The 16,490-nt window shown below is 47.9% G+C and carries 14 protein-coding genes; 3 read left to right on the plus strand and 11 right to left on the minus strand.

The annotated features are described in order from the left end of the window. Positions 1 to 71: 71 nt before the first annotated feature. Positions 72 to 1,397 (plus strand): MFS transporter, encoded by a 1,326-nt coding sequence (locus tag ABN764_RS08805; RefSeq protein WP_446671622.1) that lies wholly within the window; start codon positions 72 to 74, stop codon positions 1,395 to 1,397. Positions 1,398 to 1,590: 193 nt separating this feature from the next. Here ABN764_RS08805 and ABN764_RS08810 read toward each other — a convergent pair whose 3' ends face one another. The 3 genes from ABN764_RS08810 to ABN764_RS08820 form a co-directional block, all read right to left on the minus strand. After that, complete coding sequence (locus ABN764_RS08810; RefSeq protein WP_446671623.1) at positions 1,591 to 4,590, minus strand: YhgE/Pip family protein; 3,000 nt, start codon at positions 4,588 to 4,590, stop codon at positions 1,591 to 1,593. 39 nt (positions 4,591 to 4,629) lie between these two features. After that, positions 4,630 to 5,223 (minus strand): TetR/AcrR family transcriptional regulator, encoded by a 594-nt coding sequence (locus tag ABN764_RS08815; protein WP_072730935.1) that lies wholly within the window; start codon positions 5,221 to 5,223, stop codon positions 4,630 to 4,632. A gap of 307 nt (positions 5,224 to 5,530) precedes the next feature. Continuing rightward, the gene (locus tag ABN764_RS08820) at positions 5,531 to 6,274 is read right to left on the minus strand and encodes an MBL fold metallo-hydrolase (RefSeq protein WP_446671624.1); all 744 of its coding nucleotides are present in this window, start codon (positions 6,272 to 6,274) and stop codon (positions 5,531 to 5,533) included. Positions 6,275 to 6,695: 421 nt separating this feature from the next. On the opposite strand from ABN764_RS08820, the gene ABN764_RS08825 reads away from it, so the two are divergent. After that, positions 6,696 to 7,022 (plus strand): YxeA family protein, encoded by a 327-nt coding sequence (locus ABN764_RS08825; protein WP_021257521.1) that lies wholly within the window; start codon positions 6,696 to 6,698, stop codon positions 7,020 to 7,022. A 159-nt stretch (positions 7,023 to 7,181) separates the two neighbouring features. On the opposite strand, the gene ABN764_RS08830 is transcribed toward ABN764_RS08825, so the two are convergent. Together ABN764_RS08830 and ABN764_RS08835 are read right to left on the minus strand one after the other, a co-directional pair. Further along, positions 7,182 to 7,352: a CxxH/CxxC protein gene (locus tag ABN764_RS08830; RefSeq protein ID WP_005545397.1), complete on the minus strand. Its 171-nt coding sequence runs from the start codon at positions 7,350 to 7,352 to the stop codon at positions 7,182 to 7,184. A gap of 111 nt (positions 7,353 to 7,463) precedes the next feature. Then, a complete protein-coding gene (locus ABN764_RS08835) occupies positions 7,464 to 8,708 on the minus strand; it encodes a S1C family serine protease (protein ID WP_072730933.1) in 1,245 nt (414 codons plus the stop codon). Between the two features lie 243 nt (positions 8,709 to 8,951). Between ABN764_RS08835 and ABN764_RS08840 the strand changes: the two genes are divergently transcribed. Next, complete coding sequence (locus ABN764_RS08840) at positions 8,952 to 9,176, plus strand: hypothetical protein (protein WP_065291076.1); 225 nt, start codon at positions 8,952 to 8,954, stop codon at positions 9,174 to 9,176. On the opposite strand, the gene ABN764_RS08845 is transcribed toward ABN764_RS08840, so the two are convergent. The 6 genes from ABN764_RS08845 to ABN764_RS08870 form a co-directional block, all read right to left on the minus strand. Continuing rightward, complete coding sequence (locus ABN764_RS08845; RefSeq protein ID WP_446671625.1) at positions 9,130 to 9,951, minus strand: MBL fold metallo-hydrolase; 822 nt, start codon at positions 9,949 to 9,951, stop codon at positions 9,130 to 9,132. The genes ABN764_RS08840 and ABN764_RS08845 overlap by 47 nt on opposite strands. Continuing rightward, on the minus strand, positions 9,948 to 10,697 hold the full coding sequence (gene yycI, locus ABN764_RS08850) for a two-component system regulatory protein YycI (RefSeq protein WP_072730931.1): 750 nt from the start codon (positions 10,695 to 10,697) through the stop codon (positions 9,948 to 9,950). Before yycI ends, ABN764_RS08845 begins: the two co-directional genes overlap by 4 nt. A gap of 33 nt (positions 10,698 to 10,730) precedes the next feature. Then, on the minus strand, positions 10,731 to 12,050 hold the full coding sequence (locus tag ABN764_RS08855; RefSeq protein ID WP_268624350.1) for a YycH family regulatory protein: 1,320 nt from the start codon (positions 12,048 to 12,050) through the stop codon (positions 10,731 to 10,733). Next, complete coding sequence (walK, locus tag ABN764_RS08860) at positions 12,044 to 13,834, minus strand: cell wall metabolism sensor histidine kinase WalK (protein ID WP_394358424.1); 1,791 nt, start codon at positions 13,832 to 13,834, stop codon at positions 12,044 to 12,046. The genes ABN764_RS08855 and walK overlap by 7 nt, the downstream gene beginning before the upstream one ends. Before the next feature lie 80 nt (positions 13,835 to 13,914). Next, entirely contained in the window at positions 13,915 to 14,649 is a 735-nt protein-coding gene (gene yycF, locus ABN764_RS08865) for a response regulator YycF (RefSeq protein ID WP_021257527.1), read from the minus strand. 209 nt (positions 14,650 to 14,858) lie between these two features. Then, entirely contained in the window at positions 14,859 to 16,394 is a 1,536-nt protein-coding gene (locus tag ABN764_RS08870; protein WP_028533238.1) for a peptidoglycan DD-metalloendopeptidase family protein, read from the minus strand. Between the last annotated feature and the right edge of the window lie 96 nt (positions 16,395 to 16,490).

Consider the following 16,490-nt stretch of genomic DNA (forward strand, 5'->3'; position numbering starts at 1 on the left):
TCACCCCCTTCCTTGTTCATCGAACCATGATACAATGGAAGATGCCAACATGGACAATCGGGGGAACGCTCATGCGCTTATATCAACAAGTATGGACAGACGTGAAGCAATGGGATCGGAACATTAAGCTGTTTTTTGTCGCCAACTTATGCTTCCAAGTGGGCGGTGGCATGTTCATGGTGCTTTATAATTTGTATATTCAATCACTCGGGTATAACGATGATATGAACGGGACGCTCATCAGCCTGCAATCTCTTGCAACGGCTTTAATGTTTGTCCCGATCGGCTTTTTAGGGGATCGCACGAGCCGGAAGAAGGTTCTCATTTTCGGCGCACTGCTGACAGGAATAGGATTCATTGGACGCGCCTATGTCGAATCTGTGATGAGCTTGAACATGCTCGCGATTTTCTCAGGACTTGTCGCTTCGGCTTTCCAAGTCATCGCAGTCCCATTCCTTGCGGAAAATGCGCAGAAAGAACAGCGACTACAGCTCTTCAGCTACCACTTTGCGCTAGGCTTAGCCGCTCAAGTGCTCGGCAGCATGGGGGGCGGCGCATTGGCCGACATACTCCAATCCGTCGGATGGAGCAAGGTTGCAAGCTTGCAGACGGTATTGATGTTAGGAGGAACGGCTACATTAGCCGCCTTTCTACCGCTGCTCGCTGTTAAGGAGGCTCGCAAGCAGGACGTTCCTGGGGTAGAAATAGAGGCTGAAGATATGAATTCAGCACAAGCAGCGGCTTCAGTAGCAGCTCCTGCACAAGCTGAGACATCCCCGATGCCTCAACCGGCTGCAGAATGGCGCGATATCCGCCGCCTCACCTTCTGTCAGCTGCTTGTAGGCTTAGGCTCAGGACTCGTTGTCCCTTACTTGAATTTATATTTCACGAATCGATTTAACGCTTCTATTACCGCTGTCGGCTTCCTGATCTCACTTGGGCAGATCATGACGATTATCTCCATGCTCATTGGACCAACACTGGTGAAGCGGATCGGACAGGTGCCTGCGATCGTCGTGTTCCAGATGCTGTCCCTCCCCTTCCTGCTGCTTACAGGATTTACAAATGCAATCTCCATCGCCATCGTGAGCTTCCTGTTCCGGCAAGCGCTTATGAATGCGGCGAATCCGATTCAATCAGCGGTCATGGTTGACCGTATCTCGGATTCACGTCGTGGAATTGCCAACTCCTTAACACAGACAGCCTTCATGCTTGGCTGGGCGAGTATGGGAACCGTTCAATCGTTTCTGGTCACCACTTACGGTTACTATTGGGGCTATGCGCTAACCTTCAGCATTACCGGTGTCCTGTACGTAACCTCATCCATCTGTTATTTCACGATGTTCCGAGAGAAACGGATTCCAAAGGGTCTTCAGGCAGAGGGAGTCACTACATAAAGCAGGATCAACAGCCTCCTCGCTCTGGACAACATCCGTAACAATAACAAAATCGCTGCCTGATAACCCAGGCAGCGATTTTTATATAATCTATATGATGATTGCATAATACGACTATTTACCATTTACCCTAATAAAACCTCTTACTGTTCCACTACAAGACTATTCGCCTGCAAATCTACAATCTACAAGCCTACAACAGCTTACTTTCCTTCGCTTTCTTCAAGAACTTATCGCTGTTCTTATTAATTGTCTTCTTCAAGCCTATACCAAGTACAAAGGCAATTCCGATATAGATCAGTAGGATAAGTACATGCTTCGTCACAACATCCCATAGAATTCCTCCCACTGCCTCACGCATAATGCCTATCGCATGTGTGAACGGCAGGAACGGATTCAGCTTCTGGAAGAACTTCGGCGTCATTTGAATCGGGAATGTACCACCAGAGGCCGCCAATTGGAACACAAGCAATACAATGGACAACGCCTTACCTACATTACCGAATACCGATACCAACGTATAGACGATGCTGACGAATATGATACTGATGAAAATCCCGAACGCGAAGAACCAGAATTTATGCACGACATAGGTTTTGAGCAGGAACATGTCTCCCAGTGTCACGATCATACTCTGACATATACCGATCGTCACAAAGGTCAGCCAACGTCCGAAGTACACTTGGTAGCTCTTATAGTCATGCTTGTTCTCGATGTCTACAATCAGCATGGAGATGAGCAGCAAGCCCCCGACCCACAATGCCAATGTCGAGAAGAACGGTGACATCGCTGAACCGTAATTCGGTACAGGGAACAGTTCATGCTGATTAAGCAATACCGGCTCCGCGAAGAACTGGCTTTCCTTAGCCGCATCCTTACGAAGCAAGTCAATGACTTGATCCAGATCACCTTTTTCTTCGAATTCACGGATTTTGGATGCAATATCTTTTACTTTCTTTTTGATTTCTGGGAATTTGTCACTGAATTCATCCAGTCCATCTTCCCCCGTGTGAATCTTGCCCTTCATATCAGCCAGTTGGGTCTCGACCTCTGGAATCATTGAGAACATTTCTTTTTTCACGTTCTTAATGAAATCCAAGCCTTTGCGAGAATCTTTGACACCCTTGTCGAAGGCAGGTACAACATCCGAATCGATCTTTCCGATTACTTTATCAATGGACGCGCTCGTATCCTTCGAGGAATCATATATCTTCTGCAGCGCATCCTTCGTCGGTTGATTCGCTTTGCCAGCCGCTTCACTCGCACGCTTCAGCATATCCGACAAATCTGCCAGTTTCCCTTTTACCTTATACATACTATCGACGATGTCTGTAATGGCACCATCATCCACAGTCTGCTTCATTTTCTCTGTTGAGGCGATAATTTTATCCGCCAGGTTCTGCCCGTTACTGATGTGGTTCTTTGCATTATTGATTTGATCGATTACCTTATCCGCCGTATTGCGGTTCATGATCTTATCTGTCATTTCAATGACATTGCGAGTGCTGTTCTGCATCTTATCGATCATCTTCAGAGCATCGCGATTCAATGCCTGCATATCTCCGCGGATTGTATGGAATCGCGGTTTAATTCCATTATCATAATCGCTAACGAGCTGAGCAACGAGTTCACTTGCTCTTGCTGCCGCTTCTGCGCCAATCTGCTTGCCGCCAGCCAAGCGATCCTGCAGCAGTGTGAGCTTCGTCTCCATGCCCTTCAATTGAGCAATCAACAGATCAGTGTCTATGCCTGTCACTTGAGCCAGCTTGTTCAGCTGATCCTTGTACTTCTCTAAGGAGCCTAATGTGAGCTTCAACTGATTCGTCATATCCTCGACAGCTGCATTCAGCTTGTCGGTTAATGATGCATCCGTCTCACTGCCCTGAATAAGCTTGTTGACGCGATCAACTTTCTCCTGCAGCTGACCGAGATGCTCTCGATACGTCTTGCCTAATCGTTCTGCATCATCGAATGCCTTCGCTACCGTCGGCGCAACCTGTGAATTCAAGCTTGTTCTCGCTTTATCCAAAATCGAGTTGACTTCGATTGCCTTATTGCGAATATCCCTCAGCTTATCATCTGCAATCGACTTCGCAGACTCTACGGTTTTTTGTGCTTCATCCAGACGCGTCTTCAGATCCTCCGCGCCCCGCTTCGCGTCATTCAAGGACGTGAGCACATTATCAAATAGACCATTATTCTTCAAATTCCGATCTACATCTTCAACCGTCGTAATGAGGCGCTGTAAGGAATTCATCCCAGACTCCACTTCGACACTCTTCTTGGCCAGCTCTGTCTCTACCTTGCCAAGATCGAAGTCGGAGTTCATGATATTCTCCACGACCTTCGATGTATCCGTTGCGACACCCTGAAGCTTCCGCAGATTGTCTTTGACAACCGGCACTTCCTTATGGAAGGAATCACTGCCCTTATTGAGCATATTCTCCGCATCTGTAATTACCGAATCCGGTCGGTTCTCGTAGCGCTTGATGACACGGATGGCAGACTCTGCCTTGCTAATGAAGTCCTTCGCCTTGATGATGTCAACTTGGCCTGTCTTCATCAGCTTCTCGATCTCCGGCAGCTTCTCCTCCAATTTGAAGATGTTATCTCTAAGCTTCTTAATGTCCGGCTCATTCGTTTCAAGCTTAAGGCCGACATCATTGAAAATATCGAATATCGCTTTGTTCGCTGTTTCTACGAAGTTGCTGCTAATGTTCGACACCAGCGTCGAGGCTCCTGCCCCCGCAACCTTCGGCGAGATCGCATTTATCTTTTCATTAATATAATAATCAAGCTGTGCCTTCTCTGGATGATCCGAGATGACGGATGAGATCTTCTCAGAGAAATCCTCTGGGATAACAATGGCTGCATAATAATCGCCATGATTGACCCCATTGATTGCCTCATCCTTCGTAACAAATCTCCAACCTAACTTCTCATTTTCCTTTAACTGTTCAATAACCTTTTCCCCAACATCAAGATCCTTGCCTTCTACCTTGGCACCCTTATCCAAGTTCGCAACCGCAACCGATACATCCTTCGTATTGGAGTACGGATCCCATGACGGGAGAATGTTGAACCATGCATATAGGGAGGGCAGGATCACTACTGCTAAAATAACAATAATTGCAGCAGGATTTGTAATAATGTTGCGAAGATCCGTTTTATAAATGTGTAAGATGTTCTTCATCCCACTGCCACCACCGTTCTACTTATAATATGTAATGCGTTATCCAATTCGAGCAATACCCTTCTGAGCTGCCCCATTCAGCAAATAAAATTCAAGCAAATGAGGAATTTGATCCTGATGGATAGCCTTCGCACGCTTCGGCCATTCTACGACAAGCGCTGCGTAAGTCTTAATAAATAGGAAAGCAGTCAGCTCAGCATCACAATTCTGCAGCTCGCCTGAATCAATAGCTAGTTCTACCTGCTCTTTCACAAAGTGCTGAAGCGCATCTTCCACCTTGCTCATCTCAGACATCACAATCTCGGTCCCCATCTCCCGCATCTCGTGTGTGAGAATAACCATCATCTCATGCTTTGAGCGGAATTCCAACACATTGTGCAGAGTACGGTGCAAGTTCTCTGTGAAGGTTCTCTCTGGATGAACGGATGACTGTGCAACTTCCAGTATGTCTTGAATGAATCTATTCATAATGGCTTCCAACAGCTCTTCTTTTGTTGGGAAAAAACGATAAATCGTCCCCTTGCCCACATGTGCAAGTCTCGCTATCTGATCCATTGTACTGCCTTTATAACCATATAATGAAAATGACTGTGTTGCTGCCTCTATAATCCTCGTTCTTCGATCTACGATCACACGGATTCCTCCTTTCTGCAAAGAGGCGATTACGAACAGGTTCTAGAACTACAGAACTAAATGTGAATTTCGGTCATTCATTCTTGCTATTATACTTCCAGTAAAATGAATTTGCAAGAAATGACACGTTTTAGACACAAAAAAGCGCCCTATCTCATTGACAGAACGCTTGTAACCGTTTTCTTATGGGTGAATTGCATCCGTTTGTAAGTAGTTCGATAAAACACCACTACCAATCGAAACTTTATTTTCATCTATGTTTCTTCTCTCAACATCGTGCTTCATTGGCCACTTCACTTCGTCCATTCTACTTCACAGCTTTGCCGCTCATAGATACCACTCCCCACTTCCGTTCTGCTTCCTGAATGGCACAATCCATTTGAGATGTCGGCTTCATAAGCATCACCCCATGTCCTACTGCGAGCAGAGTAGGCTGTAACGCCCTTAACTTGATTGCGCTTGCCAGCGCAGCCTCGTTATTCCAAGTCGCCATAGCTGGGAATGGGAACAGCGGCTTAAGCATCCCCGATACTGCGATTCCTCCTCGAATTTGAAAAGCATCGCCAGCAATCAGCGCACCATCTCTCGTATCATAGAAGGCCATCATGCCTGGTGTGTGCCCTGGTGCAAGCACGGCACGCAGAGATCCCACCATCTGACCGTCTTGAAGTAGAACATCCGGCTTCGTACGAATTGCCCCTTCCTTCGGCACATCTCCACGAATAGGCGTTGCTGCCTCACCATCTTCCAATGAGCAGTTCCCCTGCAGCAGCTTGGCATCACGCGCTGAAATCATCACCTTCACATGAGGAAGCTCCTGCTTCAAGGCATCCAATGCTCCGATATGATCACCATGTGCATGAGTAAGCAAGATACGTGTAATTGGCTTTCCAATTTGCCTAGCCGCCTTCAAGATACGAGCAGCACTATAAGGAAGAGCAGCATCCACTAGTGTCAGCTCATTCTCCTCTTCAACGAGATAACAATTCACAGGAAACAAGCGTGGCAGGAAAGACAGTTGAATAATATGACCTTGCTTACGCATACGCATGGATGACCACCCCTCTCTAACTAATGTTAATTACATAATAACTAATAGTATTAGTTTTTGCAAGAAGGAATTTCCTCATCGTGTTAAAAATCATACCTAATTATGTATAAAGCTTACCGTGCATATTCAATTTACAATAGACGAATCTGTCGGTATCCCGATTATTTATCGTTTTCCACTATCCACATGTGGATAATTGTATTTTACCGTCCAAACGCCCCTTATCCACATATTCATCCACGTTATCACCAACCCTGCGCAGCATGTTCATAAGTTGTTCAATGCTCCCCTATTCACTCGCTTTTCCTTCACTTGCCACATGACAGAACTGTAAGGCTGTGTTGGGTAAATCGATTTGTCCTGTTCTTTGTTGCTGTTATGATAAATGCTAGAACTACGTAAACTCGGAGGTATCTGCATCATGAAGAGACTAATTGCTTTATTCGCAGTCATCACATTGTTTGCAAGCATTCTTGTCGGCTGTGACTACAATCGAAACGGCAAGCAGCAATATTATGTTCAAACCGTTGGCGATCCTAATGACAATGGAGAATATACCCTACCCGCATTCGATGAGAAAGGTAATGAGCTGAAGCTTACCTTTATGAAAACAGGGGAAAACCGCAAATTTAAAGAGCATGCGTTTTTACGCGTATATGTAAAAGATACGGATCGTGTAACCGCCTACGAAGAAGTAAGCAAGGATGAGCTTCCTACTAAGGTGAAGGATAAGCTGAATATCAAATAATAACGAGCTTCATTTGATTCCATATGGAACAACGCAAAAAAACAAGGGCGCATCCCCACCTCGGGGGTGTGCCCTTGTTCTATACACGCAATTGAAGTGTATGAACGATTGTGCCCGAACCTTCATGAAACGGACAGGATCATTCATCCTACGACAAGATTACACGACTAGAAACTTCGCCTCTTGCTCGCAATCCATACAGCACTTGATTGGCCGTTCCCAATCACTGAATTCAACGCCATCCAGATCGACAACGTCGGGGGCATCTTCGAACTCATCTACAAAATTGTCAATTGCCAATTCTACATGCTCTTTACAGACTACGTACATGTCGTTCCCTCTTTCTCGCTTATCTTGCTGTCTTATTACGTCCATCATAACATAAATAGGCCCGGTACGGGTGAAGACATTTGATTTTCCCATCTTTGGATATCACTTAGTTTATCCGGCCTGCTGCGGCTTATCCTCAAGCTGCACAGTCGTCATCATCAGCTTGCCCTCGCGATAGAAGTGAACTTCCATCGTCTCGCCGACCTTCTTCTTCTCATATAAATATTTGCGCAGATCTCGGGTCTGACCGATCGTTTCATTGTCGAAGCGGACAATCACATCATTCAGCTTCAGTCCTGCCTTCTTCGCCGGCCCCGTAGCCTCCAGTACAATAACTCCGTTCTTCACGTCTTGCGGAAGCTTGAGATCATTGCGCTGCTCCTCCGTAATCGGAGCATAAGGATTCGTCAGATCGACCGTATATACACCTAGATAAGGCCGAATAACCTTGCCATTCTTCATAATCTCGTCTACTACGGTCATCACTTCATTCGTAGGAATCGCAAATCCGAGGCCCTCAACGCCAGTCGTCGCGATCTTCATCGTATTGATGCCAATAACCTGCCCCTGTAAGTTCACAAGTGCTCCGCCGCTGTTGCCCTCATTAATTGCCGCATCCGTCTGAATGACCCTCTGCTCCCAGTCATATACACCATCTTGGTTCAAGGATACCGGGATAAGTCGATTCGTATAACTAACGATGCCAGCTGTCAGTGAACCGCCTAAGCCAAGTGGATTGCCGATTGCGACGACGGTTTCCCCGAGACGCAGAAGGCGTGAATCGCCAATCTCTGCCACCGTGGATACACCTGCATCATCAATAAGAAGAACGGCAATATCCATTACCCGATCCTTGCCAATGAGTTCTGCATTTTTGCGCTGCCCGTTCGAGAGCACCACCTCTAGCTTATCCGCCCCCTGTACGACATGTTCATTCGTCAGGATGAACGCCTTGCCGTCATCGCGCTTAATAATGACACCTGAGCCTAGATTTGTGTCCTTCTCATTATCAGTCTCTGCTGCCACTCGCTTCTGCTCATTGACGATGCTGACCACCGCAGGCCCAACCTTATCGGCTACAGTCACAATACGATCATAGGGATCAACCGTCCCCGTTCGGTTAATGGTCACAGGCTGTGTGACTGAACCTGTTCCCACAATCCAGCTATATAAAATAACGGCTGACAAGGCACTAATCACCGAGCTCACAATAGCCACTTGGACGGTGGACCACCTGCGGCCGGATTGAGTTGTCTTGCCCAGTGTCCATCCCGTTCCTGTCTCTCGCTCCTGCCATCTGCGCTTTACCTTGCCAGATACCTTTGTCGAGAAAAAATCATCATCAAACAAGCTCATCCGAACAACTCCCCTCAACCCTCCAACCGGGATCGATCCACGGGTTGAACCACTGCCTTCGCAGCATCATTACACCACGGAATGATATGGCTGAAAATCGTCAACACTATATATTAATGCACACTATGAGCTTGTCATGTAAAAGAAATGTAATAGATTTGCAAGCTTGTACATATTCTATCATACAAACAGGGAATTGAGAGAAACAATCTCCCTCCCCTAATAGAAAGGAGAACTAGATTTATGACGACTTCAAGCACAATCTGGTCGGACATCGACCTAGTCGGACAACTAGCTGATATGAAGGAAGATCAATACCGTCTCACCTTGGCTTTATCCACCCTCATGGAGCTTCTCGTGGAGAAAGGCTTGATTACGCAGGAAGATATCTCCCAGAAGGCCAACGATCTGGATAGATGGCTTACAGACGAACCACAGACTTCGCATGAACCATATCCCATGCCGTAGGCTTGTCATAATACGTATCTTTTAATTGCAGTTCACTCTCTTTGTAAAAATGGCCGTTGTCCTCCATAACTCCCTTTACCGTCATGCGGGCGAGATCCATCATATTATGATCCCGGCTTAAATGCGCCAAGTATACGCGGCGGGTATTACCCGTAGCAATCTCACACAGCGCCTCGCCTGCCGCATCATTGGACAAGTGCCCCATATCTCCTAGAATCCGTCGCTTAATATTCCATGGATACCGCCCCATACGAAGCATCTCCGTATCATGGTTCGATTCCAGCACAAGCACATCCGAATCGATAATCTCATCTCGAACCTTATCGCTCATATAACCTAAATCCGTTGTCACACTCAGCTTTGTCTCGCCTTCATAGAACTTATAACCCACCGGCTCGGCAGCATCATGAGAGATACCGTATGATTCTATGCGCAGATCCCCGAAATCGCGCGCTTCCCCCGTTTGCATGACAATCCGATTTTCGTCTGCAATTTCACCCACATGCTTCTCTAGTGCTTCCCATGTGTTCTCGTTGGCATAGATCGGCACGTTGTGCTTTCGTGAGAAGGCTCCAAGGCCCTTAATGTGATCAGAATGCTCATGCGTGACGAATATGGCGTCAATCTGCTTGCCCGAGAGCCCCTGTTCCTCCAGAAGCTGCTCTGTCCGCTTGCAGCTTAGACCAACATCGATCATCACAGTTGCGTCTTCATTTTGAATGACCGTTGCATTGCCTGTTGATCCACTCGACAGTACTGAAAATCGCATACTCATCTATCGTTCTCCTTCTTTCCTTCTTGCGGAGTATCAATTGCTCCACTTATCGCATTCACATAATACACTTCATCATTTTCCAAGAGGATGCGCCAAGACGGCGCTGCCACCTGTGTATTGGCCGCATCGAATATTTGACCATGGTAGCCAAGCTGTACATCCTTGACGACGGCCCCTGACATTAAGGCGCTCAAGATCACATGCTCCAATGCTTGAGAAGCCGGCAAGATCTTCTGCTCCTTGCTCTCCTTAGCTTCAATCAACTCTACATACTGCTGCCGGAACCCCTTAATCTTCTGCTGGCTGTGTGCCAGCTCCAATGTCACTTCGAATATCGGCAGGCCATTAGGCAGTCGCTGATACAAGACGAATGTTCCATTTCTACCTGTCAACGCGTCATATCGGTACATCTCAATATGAGGAATATCCCCTTGCAGGGACTTGATCAAATCATTCTCCATAAATACGATCTTCGTATCCTGCGGCTGCTTGAGCGGTTCCATCTGATCGCCCCGCTTCACGAATCGGTACGTGATTTCACGTAAGGCGGGTGTCTCTGAAGGAATCTTGGCTGTAACTTGAATCTTTTTTACTTCCATCATCTTCTTCGCCGCATCAGACAGGGAGGTCCAATCCAGCTCGGAATGCATTTGGTCGCGTACCTCTTGCCAGAGCTGATAGCCCAGCACAATATTGAGCAGCAGAAAAGCATAGATCAATATATTCTTCGCCCGACCCCAATCCATTTGACTCCTCCCTTCTGAGATACGATCTTACGTTCATTTCTTAACAGACCCATCGAGCAATGCGGTCGACCCATCCTTATACTTTACCTGCCATGCAGGCAGCAGACGAACCGTCTCCTTCCCTAGCTCAGGGATATATACCGGGTCAACTCCTACGATTGGCTTCTTCTGACTGAGTGCACTCAATTTTTGAAGTAAGGCATCTCCAACCACCAGTTGGCGCATTTCCTTCTTCTCTGCACGCTGATGAAGTTGTACAAGAGAACGCTCATAACTCGTAACCGTGCCCTCTTGCATCGTAACCTGCATATACCCGAACCGGAAGCGACTTGTATTGACAATCGGGTAAGAGCCCCAATATTGCTGGAATCGAAAGGCTGTCCCTAATCCACTGGTTGCTCCGTTCAGCACATCCTTCTTCTCATTGTCCGGCAAGGTGACACGATATCTGCCATTCCAGCCTCCATGCTGGTTAATGAAGCGGACTGCTGCCGTGACATCAGAAGCAATATCCTGCTGCCCTTCCGTCTGCACGACAGGATCGGAGTAGATAAGCCATTGCAGGCCCCGATTCACTTCCAAGCCGCGCTTAACGTCGGTATAAATTTCCGAATTCCCAGTCTCTATATTTTTCGTAACGGTAGGATCATTGAACAGGCTGCGCTGCATCTGCTCTGCCGTAATTCGATCATAAGGAAGCGTAACCTCAAGCAGTTCAATCGGCTGTTCTGGAACATAATATGATCCGTTAACCAACTTATAAGGCGTCCAGGATCGCCCGAATTCGACCTGCTGCTTCACATCCTGCTCGGTCAAGTCTGCTCGGGTCGATTCATAGACAGCGTCCCCCTTCGCATTGAAGAAGAAGACACGGACTTCCTTCGTATCCTTCGTCGTATACAGCCATATTCGACGAATACTCTCATTCATAAGCGCAGAATCGTCACCAATCGGAAACACCTTCTGCAGCAGTTTCACTGGGATAGGCGCGTGGAAAAGCAGTTCCACTCCCTCATTCTCCTCGCGTATTCGATTCCAATCCACCGCAGAAAGCGAGCGGTATTGGAACCCATCATACGAGCGTCCCTGCAGCCGCTTCACAATAATGTTATAGAACGTCATGCCTGGATATAGAATGGTATGCTTATTTCCTCCGAGGTGAAGAACCAGCTGTTCCGGGAAGATTAGATTCTCTACCTTCTCCTCAGGCCCGAGCGGATCGGTCGTAATGTAGTCGCTGGTCGACTTTTTGCGTACATCGAAGTTCGGCATGCTATAGGCAAGGAAGAAGCTCTGCAGCAAGCTTAACAGCACAAGAAACGTTAGCAGCATCGTCTTAAATCGCTCTACCATTCGCTTGCCTCACTCCCTTCTGCCTTCATTGATGTCAACGGAAGCGAGAAGGTAATTTGCGTACCTGCGCCCCATTCCGACTCAATCCATATATCCCCACCATGCGTTCTCACAATTTCCCGGGCAATGGACAAGCCTAGTCCCGTACCGCCCATATTGCGCGAACGAGCCTTATCTACCCGATAGAATCGTTCAAATATTCGTTCCAAATCCTTCTGTGGAATGCCCAGCCCATTATCCTGCACTGATACATGAAGCATGCTGCGAGAAGAATCCAGAACCGCAACCAGCTTCACCTCGCCGCCGTCTGGCGTATACTTCACCGCATTGGACACAAGGTTATCCAGCAATTGATCGATCTGATCCCGATCGATCATCACTAAGCCTCCCTTGCCAATGTCCGGATCAATGACAACTGATGCAGCAATTCCCTTATTGCGGAACTGGAAGGAGAATCGGTCGATGACATCCTCCAGCATCTCCGTCATATCCGTCACCTGCTTGCGCAGCTTCGCCTGCTTCGAATCAAGGCGCGACAGATGCAGCAAATCCGTAACGAGACGAATCATGCGCTCCGTCTCGTTCTGTATAACGCCAACGAAGCGCCCTGCAAGCTGCGGCTCTTCCAGCGCGCCGTCGCCTAATGCCTCAACATAGCTCTTAATCGTCGTCAGCGGCGTCCGCAGCTCATGTGACACGTTGGCTACGAACTCGCGGCGAGACTGCTCCAGCTTCTCCTGCTCCGTCACATCCTGCAGCACGACAATTGATCCTGTCATACCTTCCCCACGGCGATGAACCGGGGTGAAGGATATGCGCAGGATTGTCTCGCTATCTTCATCACCCTCATGCTCTTCTGTTCGAGGAAGCAGCATCCAGTTCAGCTTGCCGTTCACCATCTCATCGATCTGTTCCTGCGGCACACGAAGCACCTCGGACATGGGACTGCCCTCTACCTCGCCTTGCTTGATACTTAGCAGCTTGCACGCCCGTCTGTTGACGAGAATAACCTGACCTTGTTCATCGGTCGCGACAACGCCGTCACTCATATTTGTCAAGATGGATGCCAGCTTCTCCTTCTCTTCCTCATTCGCATTCAGCGCTTCCTGCAAGCGCCTCGTCATATAATTGAATGCCTCACTCAACTGGCCGATCTCATCGGTGCCCATCACAGGAACTTGTCCTGCGAAGTTCCCTTCCGCCACCTTCGTTGCTTGCTTCGTTATCTCCTTGATCGGTTGTGTAATGGTATGGGCCAGAATGACACCCAGTACGGCCGTTAACCCAAGTGCAATCGCCATCCCCGAGAGGAAAATCCGATTGATCCCCTCAATTGTCGCGTACAGCTCCTTCATTGATGCGACAATGTATAGGGCCCCGACGAGCTTCCCATTGGAGTAGACGGGCTTCGCCAGCACCTGCTTGCGCACATTGTCCTCATCAATGATAACTTCCTGGTTGTCACGCATGCCCTGCAGGGCCCGATTCACTACTGTCTCTGTATTTTTGCGTCCTACATATTCCATATGGGTAGGCACAGATGTCGTCAATACCTTTCCGGTTACGTCCAATACCTGTATTTCCACGCCATTCATATTGATGAAGCTGCGCACGAACTTATTGAGCGCCTCCAGCGTCTGCTCATCGTCCAGGGTCTCATCGCCCTTCAGCGTCTGACCCGCGTAAATAGACATGAGCTCTGCTGTGTTCTGCAGCTCCTTCGTAAAGTTGGTCGTCTGCGTATGCTTCATCGAACTGACGAAGTAGACACCGATGAGCTGCATCGCAATTAAGATAAGCAGAACATAAATAATAATCAGCTTCGCCTGAATGGTGCGAAAAAATCGACCTAGCCCCCGCTTCACTAGAATCCTCCACTCCGCGGATTGCGCATCATATATCCCAATCCGCGCCGTGTAATGATATATTCCGGCTTGCTCGGATCATCCTCAATCTTCTCGCGCAGGCGGCGTATCGTTACATCCACCGTGCGCACATCTCCGAAATACTCATATCCCCATACTGCCTGCAGCAGGTGTTCGCGTGTCATGACCTTGCCAGCATTGCGCACCAAGTAGAACAGCAGTTCATACTCCCGATGCGTCAAATCCAGCATAGCTCCGTTCTTATAGACTACATACATGTCCGTATCAATGAGCAGTTCATGTAGCTTCATGCCCTGCTTCTCTGCGGCAGATGTCTCAGCATCCTCCTCTGGATCTGGAGTAGAGATTTTGTTTTGGCGCCGCAAGTGAGCCTTAACCCGAGCCAGCAGCTCTCTCGTGCTGAACGGCTTCGTCACATAGTCATCGGCCCCCAATTCCAAGCCTAATACCTTATCAAGCTCTGTGTCCTTCGCCGTCAGCATAATAATAGGCATATGCAAATGCTGACGTACCTCACGGCACACATCCATCCCGTCCTTCACGGGCAGCATCAAGTCAAGAAGCATAAGATCCGGCTTCTCCGATATTGCCAAATCAACGGCAGCTCCCCCATCGAAGGCGCAGATGACCTCGTAGCCTTCCTTCTCCAAATTAAACTTTAAAATATCTGCAATCGGTTGTTCATCATCTACAACGAGAATTTTGCCGTACACGAATCCGCACCTCTCCCTCTACCTTCACATTTCCTGCCACGTACTAATACAGTCACAAATTCCGTTCTGCATGCAGCCAGTCCTTATGTCACTCTATTTTACCATAATTGTCTCTACATCCCGAACCCAAACGTTGGAGAAGACGGCATAACGCGGCAATCTAAATATAAAAAAGACGGGACATCCGATTCGTCCCGTCTAGCTTGCGTTTATAAGTATTTAAGAGGATTCTGCACTTCGTCATTTTTAATAATTTCGAAATGCAAATGCGTACCTGTGGAATCGCCCGTATTGCCCATTACGCCAATATCTTGACCCTTCTCCACAATATCGCCAGCATTGATATTAATTTTGCTTAGGTGGCCGTACAAGGTTTTGTACCCATTGCGATGGTTGACGATGATGCAATTGCCATACCCGTTCTTCACACCCGCAAACAGTACGACGCCTTCATCAGCAGCCATAATCGAACGATCCGAGGATACCATGTCGATCCCCTTGTGCATGCGGCCCCAGCGCTTGCCGAATCCACTTGTCAAGGTTGCACTGTTCACAGGCCAATCGAAGGAGCCTGTCCCTTCGCCGCGCACGACCTTCGTACCGCGAATGACAATCTCCGGAATGGCAGGCTCGACAACCTCTTGCTCAATCCATTCCTCGTGGGATAGCTTGCCGTTGTCCTTCACCAGGCGATAAGACATGCGCTTTAATCCTTGTTTGCCCTTGCGGACAACCTTGGACTCCCCAGAGCGCATATTCGGATCTTCCTTGATCATCTTCTGCGGTTCAGTCACCAAATACTCGCTATAAGCTTCAACCGTCTTCACGGTAATAAGCGGCTTCGTATCCGTCAAATTAAGAATTTGTCCATCCTGCAGACGTTCCTCCCCGACAGTCGGGTTGTTATGGTAGATCGCATCCATAGAGACATTCATCTTATTTGCAATTGAAGAAACGGTATCTCCTGCCCTCACAATATATTGGAGCTTATTCGTGAGGCCTGTCGTCAGCTTGCTAATCGCCTCATCCTGCGTCATCAGTTGGTCTGGGCTAATATTGGCATTTTCCGTGCTGACACGCTCGCGGAAACTAACAGATTCCAAGCGTGATACGGCTTTCGTGGCCTTTGCAGAGCGCATAGGCGCAGCTAATACGCGCACTTCCTTCGCATTTCCTTTGTTCGATGCAGATGGAGTGTACTTCGCCTTTACCTGCTTCAATATTTTCTCGGCCGTAGCCTCGTCATTCACATATCCGACTGTCGCGCCGTTGATCTTCAGCTCTACACCCTCTGCATAAGCAGGCGTCAATTGATCGAGCTTCGCTAACGTTGCTTCCGTTGTCGGCTTCGCCTTGAATCCGGAATCCTCAATCGTTCGAATTCCCTCTCGATTTATCTTCATATGGGCGTTCGGATACTTAGCCTGTTCCTTCTGGAGCCGAGCTGCATAATATTGCTCGACTTCTTCTAGAGCAGACACCGTGCCCACCAGTTCATTCTTATGGTATACGTGATAAAAAGGTATCGTATTGGCTTGTACATAGGTAATGCCTCCCCATACTGCAGATGCAGCCAATGCCATGCCACTCATTGCGAATACAATCGTTCTTTTTCTCTTTGTCATCCATCGGGTTGCAGGATTCCTCGTCAACCGTTCCCGCCATGCAGCCGTCCATTGTTGCCATCGGTTGCGATCATTCATTTGTTCCTTTTCCTCCCGACGATTTCCGTTGAAACGTTCCATGATGGTCTCCTTTGCGAATACAATGCCTATATTCTCATACGTAATGTGATCTTTTTCTATGAAAATTTACAAAAGTTAACGTTTTGTCATCTTTTT

Source organism: Paenibacillus wuxiensis, from assembly GCF_040195695.1.
In the GTDB taxonomy this organism is placed as follows: Bacteria; Bacillota; Bacilli; order Paenibacillales; family Paenibacillaceae; genus Paenibacillus_B; species Paenibacillus_B suaedae.